Consider the following 19944-nt stretch of genomic DNA (forward strand, 5'->3'; position numbering starts at 1 on the left):
TCAAGCGTCTGATTTCACATAGGAAATTTTGACTATTTTTATTACCTGTCAAGTGCGTCAAATTGGTGAGAGGCCTCCCTATTTTGGTGATTAATTTTTTTTTCGTTTTAAATCAACAACTTAAAACACCTATTTGCATATAAAAAATATTCTTGCTCAATCCATCAACTCAGACTAGCTTCAATTCCTGACAACGTTGGCAGGAATACTCCTGTTTACGTCAGCTTCATATAAAACATTTAGAACCGGCACCAGTCGGTCATTGCCTGCGAGGAACTCGGAATGTCTCTGTTGATCCGTGGCGCCACCGTTATTACCCATGATGAAAGTTATCGCGCCGACGTCTATTGCGCCGACGGCGTGATCAAAGCCATCGGCGACAACCTCGATGTTCCGGCGGGCGCCGAAGTGCTCGATGGCAGTGGCCAATACCTGATGCCGGGCGGCATCGACCCGCACACGCACATGCAACTTCCCTTTATGGGCACAGTGGCCAGCGAAGATTTTTTCAGCGGCACGGCAGCGGGTCTGGCCGGCGGCACGACCTCGATCATCGACTTCGTGATTCCCAATCCGCAGCAGTCGCTGATGGAAGCGTTTCATCAGTGGCGCGGTTGGGCCGAGAAGTCTGCGTCGGACTACGGCTTTCATGTCGCGATCACCTGGTGGAGCGAACAGGTGCGCGAGGACATGGCCGAGCTGGTCAGCCATCACGGGGTCAACAGCTTCAAGCATTTCATGGCCTACAAGAACGCGATCATGGCGGCGGATGACACGCTGGTGGCGAGTTTCGAGCGCTGCCTGGAACTGGGTGCCGTGCCGACCGTGCATGCGGAAAACGGCGAACTGGTTTATCACCTGCAACGCAAGCTGATGGCTCAAGGGATCACCGGGCCGGAAGCGCATCCCCTGTCGCGACCGTCGCAAGTGGAAGGTGAAGCCGCGAGCCGGGCGATCCGAATCGCCGAAACCCTGGGCACGCCGCTGTATCTGGTGCACGTCTCGACCAAGGAAGCGCTGGACGAAATCACCTACGCCCGCAGCAAGGGTCAACAGGTTTACGGTGAAGTGCTGGCCGGGCATTTGCTGTTGGATGACAGCGTCTACCGCCACCCGGACTGGCAGACCGCCGCCGGCTACGTGATGAGTCCGCCCTTCCGTCCTCGCGGGCATCAGGAAGCGCTTTGGCACGGTTTGCAATCCGGCAACCTGCACACCACCGCCACCGACCACTGCTGTTTCTGCGCCGAGCAAAAAGCTGCGGGGCGCGATGATTTCAGCAAGATCCCGAACGGCACTGCCGGCATCGAAGACCGCATGGCGGTGTTGTGGGATGAAGGGGTCAACACCGGGCGTTTCTCGATGCAGCAGTTCGTCGCGCTGACCTCTACTAACACCGCGAAAATCTTCAACCTCTACCCGCGCAAGGGTGCGATTCGCGTGGGCGCCGATGCCGATCTGGTGCTGTGGGACCCTGAGGGATCGCGGACGATTTCGGCGAAGACCCATCACCAGCAAGTCGACTTCAACATCTTCGAAGGCAAGACCGTGCGCGGTGTGCCGAGCCATACGATCAGCCAGGGCCGGGTGGTCTGGGCCGATGGCGATTTGCGCGCCGAGCGTGGCGCCGGGCGGTATGTCGAACGGCCGGCGTATCCGGCGGTGTTTGATTTGCTGAGCAAGCGGGCGGAGTTGAATCAGCCTGTGGCCGTGAAACGCTGAAAACGGTCTTCGGCCTATCGCTGGCAAGCCAGCTCCCCCAGGTTTTGTAGACACCTGAGATCCCTGTGAGAGCGGGCTTGCCAGCGATGGGGCCAGTACTGACTGCACAAAACCACTGCCCACCAGAGGCAGCACCTCAAATAATCGTGAGGCCAACACCGTGATCAAGACCCTGACCCACCTCCCGCACCCCTATAAAAACGCGGCCACCCTCGCCGCTCAGTTCACCGACCTCGCGCCGCCGCTCAACGACCGCCAGGCGCATCTGGAAGCTTCGCGCTGCCTGTATTGCTACGACGCGCCGTGCGTGAATGCCTGTCCGAGCGACATTGACATCCCCTCGTTCATCCGAAATATCCAGCAGGACAACGTGCAAGGCGCGGCACAGAAAATCCTCTCGGCGAACATTCTCGGCGGCAGTTGCGCCCGAGTCTGCCCGACGGAAATCCTCTGTCAGCAAGCCTGCGTGCGCAACAACGCTCATGAATGCGCGCCAGTGCTGATCGGCCTGCTGCAGCGTTACGCCGTGGACAACGCGAACTTCAGTGAACACCCCTTCTCGCGCGCCGCTGCCACGGGCAAACGCATCGCCGTGGTCGGTGCCGGCCCGGCGGGTTTGTCCTGCGCGCACCGCAGTGCCATGCACGGGCATGACGTGGTGATTTTCGAAGCGCGGGAGAAGGCTGGCGGCCTGAACGAATACGGGATCGCCAAGTACAAACTGGTGGACGATTACGCGCAGAGAGAACTGGATTTCCTCCTGCAAATCGGCGGCATCGAAATTCGCCACGGCCATAAACTCGGCGACAACCTGACCCTGAGCGAACTGCATCAGCAATTCGACGCCGTTTTTCTAGGGCTCGGTCTCAATGCCAGCAAACAGCTCGGGTTGCCCCATGAAGAGGCGCCCGGCTTAATTGCCGCCACCGACTACATCCGTGAACTGCGCCAATCCGATGACCTGACCCAACTGCCGCTCGCCGACCACTGCATCGTCCTCGGCGCCGGCAACACCGCCATCGACATGGCCGTGCAGATGGCGCGTCTCGGCGCTCGGGACGTGAATCTGGTGTACCGCCGCGGTGTCGAGGACATGGGCGCCACCCACCACGAACAGGAAATTGCCAAGGCCAACCAAGTGCGTTTGCTGACGTGGGCGCAACCCGAGGAAGTATTGCTCGATGATCACGGCAACGTGCGCGGCATGCGTTTCGCGCGCACGCACCGGGTAGACGGCCGGCTTCAAACCACCGGCGAAACCTTCGAGTTGGTGGCTGATGCGGTTTTCAAAGCCATCGGCCAAGCATTCGACTCAAGCGCCCTCAGCGACCCGCTGGCCCGTGAACTCAAGCGCCAAGGCGAGCGTATTGAAGTCGATGAACAACTGCGCACCAGTATTCCCGGCGTGTATGCGGGCGGTGACTGCACCAGCCTCGATCAGGACCTCACCGTGCAGGCCGTGCAGCACGGCAAACTGGCCGCCGAGGCGATCAACGCTCACCTGATGCTCAATGTGGAGGCTGCGTAAATGGCCGATCTTTCGATGGTCTTCGCTGGCATCAAATCGCCGAACCCGTTCTGGCTTGCCTCCGCGCCGCCGACCGACAAGGCTTATAACGTGGTCCGCGCGTTCGAGGCCGGCTGGGGCGGCGTAGTCTGGAAAACTCTGGGTGAAGACCCGGCGGCGGTCAACGTGTCGTCGCGTTACTCCGCGCACTTTGGCGTCAACCGCGAGGTGCTGGGATTCAACAACATTGAGCTGATTACCGACCGTTCGCTGGAGATCAACCTGCGGGAAATCACTCAGGTCAAAAAGGACTGGCCGGACCGCGCGATCATCGTGTCGCTGATGGTGCCCTGCGTCGAGGAATCCTGGAAACACATACTGCCGCTGGTAGAAGCCACCGGCGCCGATGGCATCGAACTGAATTTCGGCTGCCCCCACGGCATGCCGGAACGGGGCATGGGCGCGGCGGTCGGGCAAGTGCCGGAATACGTCGAGCAGGTCACGCGCTGGTGCAAGACTTACTGCTCGTTGCCCGTTATCGTCAAGCTCACGCCGAACATCACCGACATCCGCGTCGCTGCCCGCGCGGCCCATCGCGGCGGCGCCGATGCGGTGTCGCTGATCAACACCATCAACTCAATCACCAGCGTCAACCTGGAGCGCATGGTCGCCAACCCTACGGTCGGCAGCCAAAGCACCCACGGCGGTTATTGCGGTTCGGCGGTGAAGCCGATTGCGTTGAACATGGTCGCTGAAATCGCCCGCGATCCGCAGACCCACGGCCTGCCGATCTCCGGTATCGGTGGGATCGGCAACTGGCGCGACGCGGCGGAATTCATCGCGCTGGGCTGCGGCTCGGTACAGGTGTGCACGGCGGCTATGCTGCACGGTTTTCGGATTGTCGAGGAGATGAAGGACGGCTTGTCACGCTGGATGGACAGTCAGGGTTACGCCAGCATTTCGCAGTTTTCGGGACGCGCCGTGGGCAATACCACGGACTGGAAGTACCTGGACATCAACTATCAGGTGATTGCGAAGATCGACCAGGACGCGTGCATTGGCTGTGGACGTTGCCATATCGCTTGTGAAGACACTTCGCACCAGGCGGTGGCCAGCGTCAAACAGGCTGACGGCACGCGCAAGTATGAAGTGATCGATGAAGAGTGCGTGGGGTGCAATTTGTGCCAGATCACCTGTCCGGTGCAGGATTGCATCGAGATGGTCCCGTTCGAGAACGGCAAGCCGTTTCTGGACTGGAATCATGATCCGAGGAATCCCTATCATGTAGCCCTTTGAGTGATGCTTTGTCCGGTCTGACCCCATCGCGAGCAGGCTCACTCCTACATTTGGAATGCCCTTCAAATGTAGGAGTGAGCCTGCTCGCGATGGGGTCAGCGGCCATACCAAACATCTCAGGGTTCTAATCCGATCCCGCGCAAAATCACACTCGTCACCGTCTGCACCGCCCGCTCGAACTGCATGTCCGACAGCGGTTGATGATCGTTCAGGATATTCACCTGGTGATCAAAGTCAGCGTAATGTTGCGTCGACGCCCAGATCATGTAGAGCAGGCTCGAAGGCTCCACCGGCAAAATGCGTTTGTCGTCCACCCACTGGCGGATTTTCGCTTCTTTCATCTTGGCCCAGTCGTACAGGCTCGCGTCCAGTGCCACACCCAGCGTCGGGGCGCCGTGGATGATTTCGTTGGCCCAGACTTTGGAACCGTAAGGCCGGCTGCGGGAGTGGTTCATCTTGGCGCGGATGTAGCTGCTGAGGACCACGCGTGGGTCGTCGAACATCTCGAAGCACAGCGCGTCCTGCTTCCACACCTCCAGCAGATCGAACAGCACGGCGCTGTACAACTCGGTCTTGGTGCTGAAGTAGTAATGCAGGTTGGAGCGCGGCAGTTGCACTTCGGAGGCGATGTCGGCCATGGCGGTGCCGCCGAAACCTTTTTCGGCGAAGACCTTTTCGGCCCCGAGCAGAATTTTTTCAACGTTACTGCGGCGAATCCCGATCTTGTGATTGCCCATGAGGGCTCCCTGACAACAGCGTTGGCCAAGACTAGCATCCGCTCTACCTTGCGGCGACAGGGGAAAACCAAACTTCGTGCACCCGCCCGCCCGCACTCGCAGTTAAACTGTGGCTACTTCGAACCTGTGCTGAGGTAACCACGATGCTGTTCAAGAAAACCATGACCGCTGCGGCCCTGCTTGGCTCACTGCTCGCCGCCACTTCGGTGTTGGCCCACGCCCATTTGAAAAGCGAAACGCCGGCTGCCGACAGCACCGTGAGTGCGCCGTCGGAATTGCGCCTGGTGTTTTCCGAAGGCGTCGAAGCGACGTTCACCAACGTCACCCTCAGCAAGGACGGCAACGCTGTGCCGGTCAAAAGCCAGGCCACCGAAGGCAGCGATAAAAAGACCCTGGTGGTGACGCCGGCAGTGCCGTTGGCGGCGGGTGCCTACAAAGTCGAATGGCACGCGGTGTCGGTCGACACCCACAAAAGCGAAGGCGCCTACAGCTTCAAGGTCGGCCAGTAATTCATGACGAGTGCGATGGTGTTGTGCCGTTTCCTGCATTTCACCGTGGTGCTGATGCTGTTCGGGGTCTGGGTGTTCAAGCCTCTGCTGTTGGGCCGCGAGATGCTGCTCGACCCCCTCCTCGCGCGAGTCAGCCGCTGGCTCGCGGCGGTGGCACTGTTCAGCGGCGTCAGCTGGTTGCTGCTGATCACTGCCAGCATGGCCGGGAATCCGGCGGCGGCATTCGATCCGTCGACGCTGCGTCTGGTGCTGGGCAATACATTTTTTGGTCAGGTCTGGACCTGGCATTTGCTGATCAATGGCGTGCTGCTGATTGTGCTGTTGACGCGGCTTCGTAATGACCCGCCCTTGCGCCTGACTCTCGGCGGCCTGCTGCTGGCGACGCTGGCGCCGGTTGGTCACGGCGCTATGCTCGATGGTCTCAGCGGCCAGTTGCTGATCCTCAATCAAATCATTCACCTGATCTGCGTTGGCGCGTGGCTTGGCGGATTGCTGCTGTTGGTGATGATCCTGCACCGCCCCGCCGAGCATAATGCGCGCAGCGTACTGCAACGGTTCAGCAGCGTCGGTTACGCGTTGGTGGCGGGACTGCTGATCACCGGGCTGATCAATGTCCGGGTGCTGACCGGACAGTTCTGGCCGACGCCGATGTTGTCTGGATTCGCGTTGATTCTGCTAATCAAGGTATTGCTGGTGAGTACGATGCTCGGGTTGGCGCTGTTCAACCGGTTGCGGATCAACGATTGCCAGGAGCGCAGGGTGGCGCTGAAAACCAGCGTGATTGTGGAATGGCTGCTGGGCATTGGCGCGGTAGCCGCGGTTTCCCTCCTGGGCACCATGCCCCCGATGATTTCGAGCTGAAAACCCATCTTGTAGGAGCCCGGCTTGCCGGCGATGGCGATGGCGATGTCAATTACGCCATCGCCGCGGTCCGACGATTCGGCAAGCCGGGCTCCTACAAGGTTTGCGTTAATTCAATCCAGTCATCGTATAACTTCTGATTGACATACCTTGAAACACTCGCAAATAATCTCCCCATGTTGTACGACGACGTATGACAAAAATAAAAACAACAAGAAACAAGGGAGCGTCACAGTGAGCAAACTCGTCCGCAATTTCTCCGTCTGTACCCTTCGCCCAACCTTCGCCCGCCGTCAAACCCTGAGCCTGATCGGTTGCAGCAGCCTGGCCGTCCTCGCCATGCCCATGACCAGTCACGCCGAAGGTTTCGTCGATGACGCCAAGGCCACGCTGAACCTGCGCAACGCCTACTTCAATCGCAACTACACCAACCCGGCCTACCCTCAGGGCAAGGCTGAAGAGTGGACGCAGAACTTCATCCTCGATGCCAAATCCGGTTTCACCCCGGGGCCAGTCGGTTTCGGCGTGGATGTGCTGGGCCTGTTCTCGCAGAAACTCGATGGCGGCAAAGGCACCGGCGGTACACAATTGCTGCCGATCCACGGCGACGGCCGCCCGGCGGACAATTTCGGCCGCTTGGGCGTAGCGCTCAAAGGCAAGGTCTCGAAGACCGAATTGAAGGTCGGAGAATGGATGCCGGTGCTGCCGATCCTGCGCTCCGACGACGGCCGTTCGCTGCCGCAGACCTTTCGCGGCGGCCAGGTCACGTCCACCGAGATCAGCGGCCTGACCCTGTATGGCGGCCAGTTCCGCCAGAACAGCCCGCGTAACGATGCGAGCATGGAAGACATGTTCATGAACGGCAAATCGGCGAAATTTACCTCCGACCGTTTCAACTTCGGCGGCGGTGAATATGCGTTCAACGACAAGCACACCCAGATTGGCGTCTGGTATGCAGAGCTCAGCGACATCTATCAGCAACAGTTTTTCAACCTGACCCACAGCCAGCCAATCGGCGACTGGACCCTTGGCGCCAACCTCGGCTACTTCACCGGCAAGGAAGACGGCAGCGCCCTGGCCGGCGACCTCGACAACAAGACCGGATACGCCTTGCTCTCCGCCAAATACGGCGGCAACACTTTCTATGTCGGTCTGCAAAAACTCACCGGCGATGATGTCTGGATGCGCGTGAACGGCACCAGCGGCGGGACCCTGGCCAACGACAGCTACAACTCCAGCTACGACAACGCACGAGAGAAATCCTGGCAACTGCGCCATGACTACAACTTTGTCGCGCTCGGTATTCCTGGCCTGACCCTGATGAACCGCTACATCAGCGGTGATAACGTGCACACCGGCGCCATCACCGACGGCAAGGAATGGGGCCGCGAATCGGAACTGGCCTACACCGTACAGAGCGGGCCGCTGAAGAACCTCAACGTGAAATGGCGTAATGCGAGCATTCGCAAGAACTTCAGCACCAACGAATTCGACGAAAACCGCATTTTCGTCAGCTATCCGATTTCGTTGCTGTAAAACCCGCCCCTGACTTTGTAGGAGTGAGCCTGCTCGCGATGGACGTTAACCACTGCGCGCATTGTCTGGATGAACGTGTCGCTCTTGAGTTCATCGCGAGCAAGCTCGCTCCGAAATGAGGTTTTCGTTATGGCAGGTAACCCTCCGTCATTTTCAGCCAATGTCGCGTTGACAACACCCGGACACCCTAACGATACTTCAGCCCAGTCATACGACAACCTACAACGATTCAAACAACAATAATTTAACAATTTCGCGTCCAGGAATTTCCATGACTACCACTTCCCAAGCCCCTTTCAATCGCCTGCTGCTGACCGGTGCCGCCGGTGGCCTCGGTAAAGTCCTGCGCGAAAGCCTGCGGCCTTATGCCAACGTGATTCGCCTGTCGGACATCGCCGACATCGCCCCGGCCATTGATGATCGCGAAGAAGTCGTGACCTGTGACCTCGCGGACAAACACGCCGTGCATCAATTGGTTGAAGGCGTGGACGCGATTTTGCATTTTGGCGGCGTCTCGACCGAGCATTCGTTCGAAGACATCCTTGGCGCCAACATCTGCGGCGTGTTCCACATCTACGAAGCCGCGCGCCGCCATGGCGTGAAGCGGGTCATTTTCGCCAGCTCCAACCACGTCATCGGTTTCTACAAACAGGATGAAGTGATCGACGGCCGCTCCCCTCGCCGCCCGGACAGCTACTACGGTTTGTCCAAGTCCTACGGCGAAGACGTAGCCAGTTTCTACTTTGATCGCTACGGCATCGAGACCGTCAGCATCCGCATCGGCTCCTCGTTCCCTGAACCGCAAAACCGCCGAATGATGAGCACCTGGCTGAGCTTCGGCGACCTGACCCAACTGATCGAACGTTCGTTGTATGCGCCGAACGTCGGCTACACCGTGGTCTATGGTGTCTCCGACAACAAGAACGTCTGGTGGGACAACCGCTACGCCACCGCGCTGGGTTATGTGCCACAGGACTCTTCCGAATTGTTCCGCGCAAAAATCGAAGCCCAACCGATGCCGGCAGCGGATGACCCGGCCATGGTTTACCAGGGCGGCGCCTTTGTCGCGTCCGGCCCTTTTGGCGACTGAACCATCCCGCCCCCACCACAAAAACCCAAGGGAATGAGTCGTCATGCCAGCCCAATTGATTGTCGATGCGCGTAACACAGTCGGTGAAAGCCCGGTCTGGGTCGCCGAGGAAAACGCCCTCTACTGGGTCGATATTCCTGCCGGACGCCTGCAACGCTGGAGCGCCGACACCGGCCAGGTCGAGGCCTGGACCACGCCCGAAATGCTTGCCTGCATCGTGCGTCAGCGGGATGGCAGCTGGGTCGCCGGAATGGAAAGTGGATTCTTCCACCTTCAGCCACACAACGACGGCAGCCTCGACAGTCAATTGCTGGCCCATGCAGAACACTCCCGCGCCGACATGCGCCTCAACGATGGTCGCTGCGATCGTCAGGGGCGTTTCTGGGCCAGCAGCATGGTTTTGAACATGGCCGCCAACGCGGCTGACGGCGGTTTATATCGCTACAGCGCCGGGCAACGCGGGCCGCTCGCTGCGCAATTGGGTGGATTTATCGTGCCCAACGGCCTGTGCTTCAGCCCGGACGGGCGGACGATGTACCTGTCGGATTCGCATCCAGCGATCCAGCAAATCTGGGCCTTCGATTACGACACCGACAGCGGCACGCCGTCCAACCAGCGAGTGTTTGTCGACATGCAGCAGTTTCCCGGGCGCCCCGATGGCGCCGCCATCGATGCCGACGGCTGCTACTGGATCTGCGCCAACGACGCCGGATTGATTCACCGTTTCACCCCGGATGGCCGTCTCGATCGGTCCCTCGACGTGCCGGTGAAAAAGCCGACCATGTGCGCCTTCGGTGGCAGTGGAATGGACACGCTGTTCGTAACCTCGATTCGCCCTGGTGATGATCAGGACCCACAGTCGCTGGCGGGCGGTGTGTTCGCCCTCGATCCCGGTGTCAAAGGTCTGCCGGAACCCCGCTTCAACGACAACCTGTAGAGCCGGCTTGCCGGCGATGGCGATTTCAAGAACGCCATCGCCGACAAGCCAGGCCCTTACAGGCATTCCCGGCATTCCAGTCATTCAATGATTTCGCGGGTCAACATGACGCCAACCCTGATCGAACTCGAAGACGAATTCACCCGACTCACCCTCGCCCCCGAAATCGGTGGCAGCATTGTCAACTGGACGGTGCTCAATTCGGGTCAACCGCTATTGCGCCAAAGTGACGCTCATGCACTGGACACCAGCCTGCCCGGCAAGCTCGGATGTTTTCCCCTGGTGCCTTGGTCCAACCGTATTTCCGACGGCGGTTTCGATCGGCCGGACGGCTGGCTCGCGCTTGAGCCCAACAGCCTCACCGATCCGTTGCCGATTCACGGCAGCGCCTGGCAGCAGCCGTGGCAGGTGGTTTCGCAGGCGCGTGGTGAGATCATCCTGCAACTCGACAGCACCACGCCGTTTGCGTATCGCGCCCGCCAGCGCTTTCACCTGAGCGCGGGCAAACTGAGCATCGAGTTGCAGGTCACGCACCTGTCCGAATGCGCGGCGTGGCATGGTCTGGGGCTGCATCCGTATTTGCCGCGCACCGCTTTCACCCGGTTACAGGCAAAGGCTGAGCAGGTCTGGTTGTGCGATGCATCGAAACTGCCGATACGCGTCGAATCGTTGCCCGCCGAATGGGATTTCCGGCAACTCAGGGCACTGCCCGACACCTTGGTCGACAACGGCTTTTGCCAATGGGATGGTCATTGCCTGATCCAGCAACCCGACCTCGGTTATGAGCTGGAATGCCAAACCAGCGGCAGCGATTACTACCTGCTCTATTGCCCGGTGGGCCTGCCGTTCTTTTGCATCGAGCCGGTCAGCCACCCGGTCAACGCCCACCACCTGCCCGGCCGCCCGGGGCTGGTGTTGCTCGGACAAGGGCAGTCCACGGAACTGAGTTTCAGTTTGAAGTACCGTTCGTTGTAGACCTCAAGCCCGAACCAGCATGTACAGCGCGACGATGACGCAGACGCTGGCGAAGCCTATTTGCAGGGCGCGCGCCGGGATTCTCGTGCAGAGCTGTCGGCCAATGATCATCCCGACGACGCTGGCGACGATGAACGCCATGCCGACACTATCGATGCTCACCCCGACCTGAAAAGCGCCGATCACGCCGATGGCGGAAATCAGGCTGATCACCATGAGGGACGTCGCAACAATGCCACGCATTTGCACGTCGGTCAGTTGCTTGAACGCCGGAACGATCAGAAATCCGCCCCCGACGCCGAGCAATCCGGAGACAACGCCAGTTACCGCACCCAGCGCCGCCAGGGTCGCGGTGCATTTGGCGGTCCAGGAAAAGCGCCCGGTCTGTTGATCGAGCATGCAGTTTTTCTGGCCCCAGTTGGCGTGACCGTGGTCGCTCGGGCCCTCTCCCTCACGTTCGCGGCGCAGCATCCGCCAAGCCACCATGACCATCAGCAGGCTGAACAGAATCATCAGGATTTTTTCCGGCAACTGATGGGCAAGGAAGATACCGACCGGGGAAAAAATCGCCCCCAGCAGCGCAATCAACAATGCCGCGCGATAACGCACCAGACCGTGGCGCAAACCGTCGATGGCGCCGATCGCCGCCGCACTGCCCACGGCAAACAAGGCGACGGGAGCCGCCTGAGTCATGGACAAGCCCAGTCCCAGCACCAGGGCCGGAACCGCAAGAATGCCGCCGCCCGCGCCGGTCAATCCAAGGACCAGGCCCATCACCACACCCAAAAAACTTGCCAGTAACATAGAACGCTCAAGATCCGTGAGAACAAGCCGGGAACGCCCGGTATCGATGACTGACAGGATAGATCCCGTGCAGATTTTTTCATTAACTGAATGAGTCTGGGGCTGGTCAGCGCAGTGAAAATGACCCAACCTCAACGCTTGTCCCAAAAGAAACGGCCACCATGCCTGCCTTGATTGAAGCCTTCCTCGACCCCGCCTCGTCGACCTACAGTTACGTGATCTACGAAGCCGACGGCGGCCAGTGTGCGATCGTCGACCCGGTGCTGGATTACGACCCGGCCGCCGGGCACACCGCTACGCTCCAGGCCGGCAAGATCGTTGCCTTCGTCCGCGAGCACCGCTTGAAGGTGCAATGGCTGCTGGAAACCCACGCCCATGCCGATCACCTCTCCGCCGCGCCCTATCTGCGACGTGAATTGGGCGGGCGAATTGCGATTGGGCAATCGATCAGCAAGGTGCAGGGCGTGTTCAAGGGCTTGTTCAACCTTGAGCCGGAATTTGCCGTGGACGGTTCGCAGTTCGATCATCTGTTCGCCCCGGACGAATCATTCCTGATCGGCAACCTTAAGGCCACGGCGCTGCACGTGCCCGGCCATACGCCAGCGGACATGGCTTACCTGATCGACAGTGATGTGATGCTGGTGGGCGACACGCTGTTCATGCCGGATGTGGGGACGGCGCGCTGCGACTTTCCCGGCGGCGATGCCAACCAGTTGTTTGCCTCGATCCAGAAAATATTGGCGTTTCCGGCAAGCGTTCAGCTTTACGTGTGCCACGACTATCCGCCGGAGGGCCGTGAGTCACACTGCCAGACTACGGTGGGCGAGCAACGCAAAAACAACATTCATGTTCGTGACGGCATCGATGAAATCGCGTTCGTCGCCATGCGCACCGAGCGCGATGCCGGACTGGGGATGCCCACGCTGTTGTTGCCGGCGATTCAAGTGAACGTGCGGGCGGGGAATTTGCCGCCGGCAGAAGATAACGGGATCGTTTACCTGAAAATTCCCCTGAACAAACTCTGACCGCTAGAGCGGGAAGCGGAGCGTCCCCGGCGGCGTTCCCACGCGGAGCGTGGGAACGATCATTGGCTAAACCGCTAGCGTCATCCCATTCGCCGGCAAGGGCAGCGCGGTTTTGTACCGCACTTGCTTGAGCGCAAAACTTGAGCGGATATTGGCCACGCCAGGCACTTTGGTGAGGAAGTCCATCATAAAGCGTTCCAGCGACTGTATGGTCGGCACCAGCACCCGGATCAGATAATCCGGATCACCCGCCATCAAATAACATTCCATCACTTCCGGGCGATCCGCGATCGCTTCCTCGAAATGCGCCAATGCTTCTTCGACCTGTTTCTCCAGGCTGACGTGAATGAACACGTTCACGTGCAGCCCCAGCAAATCCGCGTCCAGCAACGTCACTTGCTCGCGAATCAACCCCAATTCCTCCATCGCCTTGACCCGGTTGAAACACGGCGTCGGCGACAGGTTTACCGAGCGCGCGAGGTCGGCGTTGGTGATGCGCGCGTTCTCCTGAAGGCTGTTGAGAATGCCAATATCAGTACGGTCCAGTTTGCGCATGAGACAAAACCACCTGTTTTTTATGTTTATGAAGATTATTTATCCTCAAATGATCGCCAGCGCAACGAAACAGAGAGAAATATTCTCCTGCGCCCGGCCTATGATGTTTGTAGGACAAGATTTCCATTACACGTGGGATGACGGTCAGCTCACTACAAGAAATTCACAAGATCGAGCGTAGAAGCCATGAATCAAGCGTACGAACCGCTGCGCCTGCACGTTCCCGAACCTTCGGGTCGACCAGGCTGCAAAACCGACTTCTCCTACCTGCGTCTGACCGACGCCGGCACGGTGCGCAAACCCGCGATTGACGTAGAGCCCGCCGACACCGCCGACCTGGCCAAGGGCCTGATTCGCGTGCTCGACGATGAGGGCAATGCTCTTGGTCCCTGGGCCGAAGGCGTACCGGTCGAGATCCTGCGTAAAGGCATGCGCGCCATGCTCAAAACGCGCATCTTCGACAACCGCATGGTGGTCGCCCAGCGTCAGAAAAAAATGTCGTTCTACATGCAAAGCCTTGGCGAAGAAGCCATCGGCAGCGCGCAGGCCCTGGCCCTGAACATGGACGATATGTGTTTTCCGACCTATCGCCAGCAAAGCATCCTGATGGCGCGTGAAGTGCCGCTGGTGGGCCTGATCTGCCAGTTGCTGTCCAACGAGCGCGATCCGCTCAAGGGCCGTCAGCTGCCGATCATGTATTCCGTCAAGGATTCCGGCTTCTTCACCATTTCCGGCAACCTCGCGACCCAATTCGTACAAGGTGTGGGCTGGGGCATGGCTTCGGCGATCAAGGGCGACACCAAAATCGCCTCGGCCTGGATCGGTGACGGCGCCACCGCTGAATCCGACTTCCACACCGCCCTGACCTTCGCCCACGTTTATCGCGCACCCGTGATCCTCAACGTGGTCAACAACCAGTGGGCGATCTCCACGTTCCAGGCGATTGCCGGGGGTGAAGCCACTACATTCGCCGGACGCGGCGTCGGTTGCGGCATTGCCTCCCTGCGGGTCGATGGCAACGATTTCGTCGCGGTCTACGCCGCCTCTGCCTGGGCCGCCGAACGTGCCCGCCGCAACCTCGGCCCGACCATGCTCGAATGGGTCACCTACCGTGCTGGCCCGCACTCGACCTCCGATGATCCTTCGAAATACCGCCCTGCCGACGATTGGAGCTACTTCCCGCTGGGCGATCCGATTGCCCGCCTGAAGCAGCACCTGGTGAAAATCGGTCAATGGTCCGAAGAGGAACACGTCGCCGTCAGCGCCGAACTGGAAGCCGAAGTGATCGCCGCGCAGAAGGAAGCCGAGCAATACGGCACCCTCGCCGGCGGCCAGATTCCAAGCGCCGCGACCATGTTCGAAGACGTTTATAAAGAGATGCCGGAGCACTTGAAGCGCCAGCGTCAAGAGTTGGGGATCTGACATGAACGATCACAACAACAATATTCAGCCGGAAACCGCCATGACCACGACCACCATGACCATGATCCAGGCCCTGCGCTCGGCCATGGATGTGATGCTTGAACGTGATGACAACGTGGTGGTGTTTGGTCAGGACGTCGGCTATTTCGGCGGCGTGTTCCGCTGCACCGAAGGCCTGCAGAGCAAATACGGCACTTCCCGCGTGTTTGACGCGCCAATCTCCGAAAGCGGGATCGTCGGTGTGGCGGTGGGCATGGGCGCCTACGGTTTGCGTCCGGTCGCCGAGATTCAGTTCGCCGATTATGTTTACCCGGCGTCGGACCAGATCATTTCCGAAGCCGCCCGTCTGCGCTATCGCTCGGCCGGCGAGTTCACCGCCCCGATGACCCTGCGTATGCCTTGCGGCGGAGGCATCTATGGCGGCCAGACTCACAGCCAGAGCATCGAGGCGATGTTCACCCAGGTCTGCGGTTTGCGCACGGTGATGCCGTCCAACCCATACGACGCCAAGGGTTTGCTGATCGCATCCATCGAAAACGATGACCCGGTGATCTTCCTCGAGCCCAAACGCCTGTACAACGGCCCGTTCGATGGCCATCACGATCGCCCGGTCACCCCGTGGTCGAAACACCCCGCCGCACAAGTGCCGGACGGTTATTACACCGTACCGCTGGACGTTGCCGCCATTGCGCGCCCGGGCAAGGACGTGACCATCCTCACCTACGGCACCACCGTTTATGTGTCGCAAGTCGCTGCGGAAGAAACCGGGATCGACGCTGAAGTCATCGACCTGCGGAGCCTTTGGCCGCTGGACCTGGAAACCATCGTCAAGTCAGTGAAGAAAACCGGCCGCTGCGTGATCGTTCACGAAGCGACCCGGACCTGCGGTTTCGGCGCCGAACTGGCTGCCTTGGTGCAAGAGCACTGCTTCCACTACCTGGAAGCGCCAATCGAACGCGTCACCGGTTGGGACACTCCCTACCCGCACGCGCAAGAGTGGGCGTATTTCCCTGGCCCGACCCGAGTGGGCGCGGCTTTGCATCGGGTTATGGAGGTCTGAATGGGCACGCACGTTATTAAAATGCCGGACATTGGTGAAGGCATTGCAGAAGTTGAATTGTCGGTGTGGCACGTCAAGGTCGGCGACATGGTCGTCGAGGATCAGGTACTGGCCGATGTGATGACCGACAAGGCCATGGTCGACATCCCTTCGCCGGTACATGGCAAGGTGATCGCGCTGGGCGGTGTACCGGGCGAAGTCATGGCCGTTGGCAGCATCCTCATCAGCATTGAAGTTGAAGGCGCGGGTAACGTTAAAGCGTCGGCTCAGCCTGTGGTTGCCGCTGCGCAAGCAGCGCCGGCGCCGAAAGCCGAAGCCGTGGTTGCCAGCAAACCAGTCGCGGCGCCGCGTGCGGCCGTTTGCCAAGGCCCAATGGTCGCTCGCGAAGCTGATGAACGCCCGCTGGCTTCCCCGGCCGTGCGCAAGCATGCGCTTGATCTGGGTATCCAGTTGCGTCTGGTGCGCGGCACCGGCCCGGCCGGTCGCGTCCTGCACGACGACCTCGACGCCTATCTCGCGCAAGGTCAGTCGAACGCTTCGACCGTCGCCAGCGCTTACACCCAGCGCCACGACGAAGAGCAAATCCCGGTGATCGGCATGCGCCGCAAGATCGCCCAACGCATGCAGGACGCCACGCAGCGCGCCGCTCACTTCAGTTATGTCGAAGAAATCGACGTCACCGCCGTGGAAGAACTGCGCGCGCACCTCAACGAAAAACACGGTGCCACGCGCGGCAAGTTGACGTTGCTGCCTTTCCTGGTGCGTGCGCTGGTCGTCGCGTTGCGCGATTTCCCGCAGATCAACGCCCGTTACGATGACGAAGCCCAGGTCATCACCCGCCTTGGCGCGGTGCATGTCGGCATCGCCACTCAGGCCGACATCGGTTTGATGGTGCCGGTGGTGCGTCACGCCGAAGCCCGCAGCCTGTGGGACAACGCTGGCGAAATTTCCCGTCTGGCCACTGCCGCCCGCGCTGGCAAGGCCAGCCGCGATGAGTTGTCAGGCTCCAGCATCACCCTGACCAGCCTCGGCGCGTTAGGCGGCATCGTCAGCACCCCGGTGTTGAACCTGCCGGAAGTGGCGATCGTCGGCGTCAACAAAATCGTCGAACGCCCGATGGTGGTCAAAGGCCAGATCGTGATACGCAAGATGATGAACCTCTCCAGTTCCTTCGATCACCGCGTGGTCGATGGCATGGACGCGGCGCAATTCATCCAGGCTATTCGTGGTCTGATCGAACAACCCGCCACCCTGTTTGTGGACTCTTTTTAACTGGAGCAGGCATGCAAACCTTGAACACAACGCTACTTATCATCGGCGGCGGCCCTGGCGGTTATGTCACGGCAATTCGTGCCGGTCAGTTGGGCATCTCGACCATTCTGGTCGAAGGCGAATCGCTGGGCGGTACGTGCCTGAACATCGGCTGCATTCCTTCGAAAGCCTTGATTCACGTTGCCGAGCAGTTTCACCAGACGCAGCACCACAGCCAACACTCGGCATTGGGCATCAGCGTCTCGGCGCCGAGCCTCGACATCAGCAAAAGCGTCGAATGGAAGGATGGCATCGTCGATCGCCTGACCACCGGTGTCGCGACGCTGCTGAAGAAAAACAAGGTTCAGGTCATTCAAGGCTGGGCCAAGGTGATCGACGGAAAGACCGTTGACGTCGGCGACACGCGAATCCAGTGCGAACATCTGGTGCTGGCCACCGGCTCGAAAAGTGTGAACTTGCCCATGCTGCCGATTGGCGGGCCAATCATCTCCTCCACCGAAGCCCTGGCGCCTGCTGCTGTACCTAAACGGCTGGTGGTGGTCGGTGGCGGATATATCGGTCTGGAGCTGGGCATCGCCTATCGCAAGCTCGGTGCCGAGGTCAGCGTGGTCGAGACTCAGGATCGCGTCCTGCCGGCCTATGATGCTGAACTGACCCAGCCTGTTCACGATGAATTGAAAAAACTCGGGGTGAAACTTTACTTGAAGCATAGCGTTCAAGGCTTTGATTCTAGTGAAAATACCTTGCAGGTTCTGCAACCAAACGGCGACACCCTGACCTTGGAAACCGATCAGGTGCTGGTCGCCGTTGGCCGCAAACCCAACACCCAAGGCTGGAACCTCGAAGCGCTGAATCTGGACATGAACGGTTCGGCAATCAAGATCGATAATCGCTGCCAGACCAGCATGCGCAACGTCTACGCCATCGGCGACCTGAGTGGCGAACCGATGCTCGCGCACCGGGCCATGGCCCAAGGCGAGATGGTGGCCGAGCTGATCAGCGGTAAATCCCGCGAATTCAACCCTACCGCGATTGCCGCCGTGTGCTTTACCGACCCGGAACTGGTGGTCGTCGGCAAGACTCCGGATGACGCCAGGGCGGCGGGTTTGGATTGCATCGTTTCGAGCTTCCCGTTCGCGGCTAACGGTCGGGCAATGACGCTGGAGTCGAAAAGCGGCTTCGTGCGGCTCGTCGCTCGTCGGGACAATCACGTGATTGTTGGCTGGCAGGCCGTTGGTGTGGGTGTTTCGGAGTTGTCGACGGCGTTTGGCCAGAGCCTGGAAATGGGCGCTCGCCTGGAAGACATCGCCGGCACCATTCATGCGCATCCAACGTTGGGTGAAGCGGTGCAGGAAGCGGCGTTGCGGGCTCTTGGCCACGCGTTGCACCTTTAGAACCAAAGCTATGCCGAACTGTGGGAGTCGGTTTGCCGGCGATGGCGGTATGTCTGGCACATCGCATCGTCTCAATCGCCGGCAAGCCGGCTCCCACAAGGATTGCATTCCAGGCTGCGAAACAGGCCCGGAATGAAGTATTGTTGTCCCCATCCAAAAAACGTCAGAAGCCTTGAACCGTTTCGGCGGTTGTTCAGTGATAGAGGGTGTCATGGGTAACGAAAGCATCAATTGGGACAAGCTGGGTTTTGATTACATCAAGACAGACAAGCGCTATCTCTCGCACTATCGCAATGGTGAGTGGGACGCAGGCACCCTGACCGAAGACAATGTGCTGCACATCAGCGAGGGCTCGACTGCCCTTCACTATGGCCAGCAATGCTTCGAAGGCATGAAGGCCTATCGTTGCAAGGACGGCTCGATCAACCTGTTCCGCCCGGACCAGAATGCCCTGCGCATGCAGCGCAGCTGCGCACGCCTGCTGATGCCGTTCGTCGAAACCGAGCAGTTCATCGAAGCCTGCAAGGACGTCGTCCGCGCCAACGAACGTTTCATCCCGCCTTACGGCACCGGCGGCGCGCTGTATCTGCGCCCGTTCGTGATCGGCGTCGGTGACAACATCGGCGTGCGCACTGCACCCGAGTTCATCTTCTCGATCTTCTGCATCCCGGTCGGCGCCTACTTCAAGGGCGGCCTGACCCCGCACAACTTCCTGATATCCAGTTTCGACCGTGCCGCCCCACAGGGCACCGGCGCAGCCAAGGTCGGTGGTAACTACGCCGCCAGTTTGATGCCTGGCTCCCAGGCCAAGAAGGCGCACTTCGCTGACTGCATCTACCTGGACCCAATGACCCACACGAAAATCGAGGAAGTCGGTTCGGCCAACTTCTTCGGGATCACTCACGACAACAAGTTCGTGACCCCGAACTCGCCGTCGGTACTGCCAGGCATCACCCGTCTGTCGCTGATCGAATTGGCCAAATCGCGTCTGGGTCTGGAAGTGATCGAAGGTGACGTGCTGATCGACAAGCTGTCCGACTTCAAGGAAGCCGGCGCCTGCGGTACGGCCGCCGTGATTACCCCGATCGGTGGCATCAGCTACAACGATCACCTGCATGTGTTCCACAGCGAAACCGAAGTCGGCCCGGTCACCCAGAAGCTCTACAAAGAGCTGACTGGCGTACAGACTGGCGACATCGAAGCGCCAGCGGGCTGGATCGTCAAGGTTTGACCTGACATCCG

At 59.8% G+C, this 19944-nt stretch carries 18 protein-coding genes; 15 read left to right on the forward strand and 3 right to left on the reverse strand.

Annotated elements, in window-relative coordinates:
- The first annotated feature begins 282 nt into the window (after positions 1-282).
- From hydA to preA, 3 genes are all read left to right on the forward strand, one after another.
- The gene (gene hydA / locus ACYZT4_RS08325; RefSeq protein ID WP_461986840.1) at positions 283-1722 is read left to right on the forward strand and encodes a dihydropyrimidinase; all 1440 of its coding nucleotides are present in this window, start codon (positions 283-285) and stop codon (positions 1720-1722) included.
- A 160-nt stretch (positions 1723-1882) separates the two neighbouring features.
- On the forward strand, positions 1883-3250 hold the full coding sequence (locus ACYZT4_RS08330) for an NAD(P)-dependent oxidoreductase (RefSeq protein ID WP_461986842.1): 1368 nt from the start codon (positions 1883-1885) through the stop codon (positions 3248-3250).
- Entirely contained in the window at positions 3251-4525 is a 1275-nt protein-coding gene (gene preA, locus ACYZT4_RS08335; protein ID WP_461986844.1) for an NAD-dependent dihydropyrimidine dehydrogenase subunit PreA, read from the forward strand.
- A 116-nt stretch (positions 4526-4641) separates the two neighbouring features.
- Here the strand turns inward: preA and ACYZT4_RS08340 are convergent, their stop codons facing one another.
- Entirely contained in the window at positions 4642-5262 is a 621-nt protein-coding gene (locus tag ACYZT4_RS08340; protein WP_461986845.1) for a TetR/AcrR family transcriptional regulator, read from the reverse strand.
- A gap of 143 nt (positions 5263-5405) precedes the next feature.
- On the opposite strand from ACYZT4_RS08340, the gene copC reads away from it, so the two are divergent.
- The 6 genes from copC to ACYZT4_RS08370 all read left to right on the forward strand — a co-directional run bounded on the left by copC (position 5406) and on the right by ACYZT4_RS08370 (position 11170).
- Positions 5406-5771 (forward strand): copper homeostasis periplasmic binding protein CopC, encoded by a 366-nt coding sequence (copC, locus tag ACYZT4_RS08345; RefSeq protein ID WP_461986847.1) that lies wholly within the window; start codon positions 5406-5408, stop codon positions 5769-5771.
- 3 nt (positions 5772-5774) lie between these two features.
- Positions 5775-6632 carry a copper homeostasis membrane protein CopD gene (copD, locus tag ACYZT4_RS08350; RefSeq protein ID WP_461986848.1) on the forward strand — a complete coding sequence of 286 codons (858 nt, stop codon included), beginning with the start codon at positions 5775-5777 and terminating at the stop codon, positions 6630-6632.
- Between the two features lie 234 nt (positions 6633-6866).
- Positions 6867-8168 carry an OprD family porin gene (locus ACYZT4_RS08355; protein ID WP_461986850.1) on the forward strand — a complete coding sequence of 434 codons (1302 nt, stop codon included), beginning with the start codon at positions 6867-6869 and terminating at the stop codon, positions 8166-8168.
- Between the two features lie 271 nt (positions 8169-8439).
- On the forward strand, positions 8440-9258 hold the full coding sequence (locus ACYZT4_RS08360; RefSeq protein ID WP_461986852.1) for an NAD-dependent epimerase/dehydratase family protein: 819 nt from the start codon (positions 8440-8442) through the stop codon (positions 9256-9258).
- A 43-nt stretch (positions 9259-9301) separates the two neighbouring features.
- Positions 9302-10195, forward strand: a complete 894-nt coding sequence (locus ACYZT4_RS08365) for an SMP-30/gluconolactonase/LRE family protein (protein ID WP_461986854.1) — start codon at positions 9302-9304, stop codon at positions 10193-10195.
- Positions 10196-10300: 105 nt separating this feature from the next.
- Positions 10301-11170 carry an aldose 1-epimerase gene (locus tag ACYZT4_RS08370; protein ID WP_461986855.1) on the forward strand — a complete coding sequence of 290 codons (870 nt, stop codon included), beginning with the start codon at positions 10301-10303 and terminating at the stop codon, positions 11168-11170.
- 3 nt (positions 11171-11173) lie between these two features.
- Here the strand turns inward: ACYZT4_RS08370 and ACYZT4_RS08375 are convergent, their stop codons facing one another.
- The gene (locus ACYZT4_RS08375; protein ID WP_461986857.1) at positions 11174-11974 is read right to left on the reverse strand and encodes a sulfite exporter TauE/SafE family protein; all 801 of its coding nucleotides are present in this window, start codon (positions 11972-11974) and stop codon (positions 11174-11176) included.
- Positions 11975-12135: 161 nt separating this feature from the next.
- Between ACYZT4_RS08375 and ACYZT4_RS08380 the strand changes: the two genes are divergently transcribed.
- Positions 12136-12999 carry an MBL fold metallo-hydrolase gene (locus ACYZT4_RS08380; protein WP_461986859.1) on the forward strand — a complete coding sequence of 288 codons (864 nt, stop codon included), beginning with the start codon at positions 12136-12138 and terminating at the stop codon, positions 12997-12999.
- Between the two features lie 66 nt (positions 13000-13065).
- Here ACYZT4_RS08380 and bkdR read toward each other — a convergent pair whose 3' ends face one another.
- Positions 13066-13554: a Bkd operon transcriptional regulator BkdR gene (bkdR, locus tag ACYZT4_RS08385; RefSeq protein WP_461986861.1), complete on the reverse strand. Its 489-nt coding sequence runs from the start codon at positions 13552-13554 to the stop codon at positions 13066-13068.
- Between the two features lie 186 nt (positions 13555-13740).
- Here bkdR and ACYZT4_RS08390 point away from each other — a divergent pair, with 186 nt between their 5' ends.
- From ACYZT4_RS08390 to ACYZT4_RS08410, 5 genes are all read left to right on the forward strand, one after another.
- Complete coding sequence (locus tag ACYZT4_RS08390; RefSeq protein ID WP_461986863.1) at positions 13741-14976, forward strand: thiamine pyrophosphate-dependent enzyme; 1236 nt, start codon at positions 13741-13743, stop codon at positions 14974-14976.
- A 1-nt stretch (position 14977) separates the two neighbouring features.
- Positions 14978-16036, forward strand: coding sequence for an alpha-ketoacid dehydrogenase subunit beta (locus tag ACYZT4_RS08395; protein WP_461986865.1), 1059 nt, complete (start codon positions 14978-14980; stop codon positions 16034-16036).
- Positions 16037-17308 (forward strand): dihydrolipoamide acetyltransferase family protein, encoded by a 1272-nt coding sequence (locus tag ACYZT4_RS08400; RefSeq protein WP_461986867.1) that lies wholly within the window; start codon positions 16037-16039, stop codon positions 17306-17308. It begins immediately after the preceding gene.
- A gap of 11 nt (positions 17309-17319) precedes the next feature.
- Positions 17320-18702: a dihydrolipoyl dehydrogenase gene (gene lpdA, locus ACYZT4_RS08405; protein ID WP_461986869.1), complete on the forward strand. Its 1383-nt coding sequence runs from the start codon at positions 17320-17322 to the stop codon at positions 18700-18702.
- A gap of 211 nt (positions 18703-18913) precedes the next feature.
- The gene (locus ACYZT4_RS08410; protein WP_461986870.1) at positions 18914-19933 is read left to right on the forward strand and encodes a branched-chain amino acid aminotransferase; all 1020 of its coding nucleotides are present in this window, start codon (positions 18914-18916) and stop codon (positions 19931-19933) included.
- The last annotated feature ends 11 nt before the right edge of the window (positions 19934-19944 follow it).

The organism is Pseudomonas sp. GB2N2 (assembly GCF_054897705.1).

What these genes read in the sequence shown, in the direction of transcription:
- ACYZT4_RS08395 (WP_461986865.1), top strand. Translation starts at nt 14,978, where the DNA reads ATGAACGATCACAACAACAATATTCAGCCGGAAACCGCCATGACCACG.
- ACYZT4_RS08360 (WP_461986852.1), top strand. Translation starts at nt 8,440, where the DNA reads ATGACTACCACTTCCCAAGCCCCTTTCAATCGCCTGCTGCTGACCGGT.
- ACYZT4_RS08340 (WP_461986845.1), bottom strand. Translation starts at nt 5,262, where the DNA reads ATGGGCAATCACAAGATCGGGATTCGCCGCAGTAACGTTGAAAAAATT.
- ACYZT4_RS08410 (WP_461986870.1), top strand. Translation starts at nt 18,914, where the DNA reads ATGGGTAACGAAAGCATCAATTGGGACAAGCTGGGTTTTGATTACATC.
- ACYZT4_RS08380 (WP_461986859.1), top strand. Translation starts at nt 12,136, where the DNA reads ATGCCTGCCTTGATTGAAGCCTTCCTCGACCCCGCCTCGTCGACCTAC.
- bkdR (WP_461986861.1), bottom strand. Translation starts at nt 13,554, where the DNA reads ATGCGCAAACTGGACCGTACTGATATTGGCATTCTCAACAGCCTTCAG.
- copC (WP_461986847.1), top strand. Translation starts at nt 5,406, where the DNA reads ATGCTGTTCAAGAAAACCATGACCGCTGCGGCCCTGCTTGGCTCACTG.
- copD (WP_461986848.1), top strand. Translation starts at nt 5,775, where the DNA reads ATGACGAGTGCGATGGTGTTGTGCCGTTTCCTGCATTTCACCGTGGTG.
- ACYZT4_RS08365 (WP_461986854.1), top strand. Translation starts at nt 9,302, where the DNA reads ATGCCAGCCCAATTGATTGTCGATGCGCGTAACACAGTCGGTGAAAGC.
- hydA (WP_461986840.1), top strand. Translation starts at nt 283, where the DNA reads ATGTCTCTGTTGATCCGTGGCGCCACCGTTATTACCCATGATGAAAGT.
- lpdA (WP_461986869.1), top strand. Translation starts at nt 17,320, where the DNA reads ATGCAAACCTTGAACACAACGCTACTTATCATCGGCGGCGGCCCTGGC.
- ACYZT4_RS08375 (WP_461986857.1), bottom strand. Translation starts at nt 11,974, where the DNA reads ATGTTACTGGCAAGTTTTTTGGGTGTGGTGATGGGCCTGGTCCTTGGA.
- ACYZT4_RS08400 (WP_461986867.1), top strand. Translation starts at nt 16,037, where the DNA reads ATGGGCACGCACGTTATTAAAATGCCGGACATTGGTGAAGGCATTGCA.
- preA (WP_461986844.1), top strand. Translation starts at nt 3,251, where the DNA reads ATGGCCGATCTTTCGATGGTCTTCGCTGGCATCAAATCGCCGAACCCG.
- ACYZT4_RS08390 (WP_461986863.1), top strand. Translation starts at nt 13,741, where the DNA reads ATGAATCAAGCGTACGAACCGCTGCGCCTGCACGTTCCCGAACCTTCG.
- ACYZT4_RS08370 (WP_461986855.1), top strand. Translation starts at nt 10,301, where the DNA reads ATGACGCCAACCCTGATCGAACTCGAAGACGAATTCACCCGACTCACC.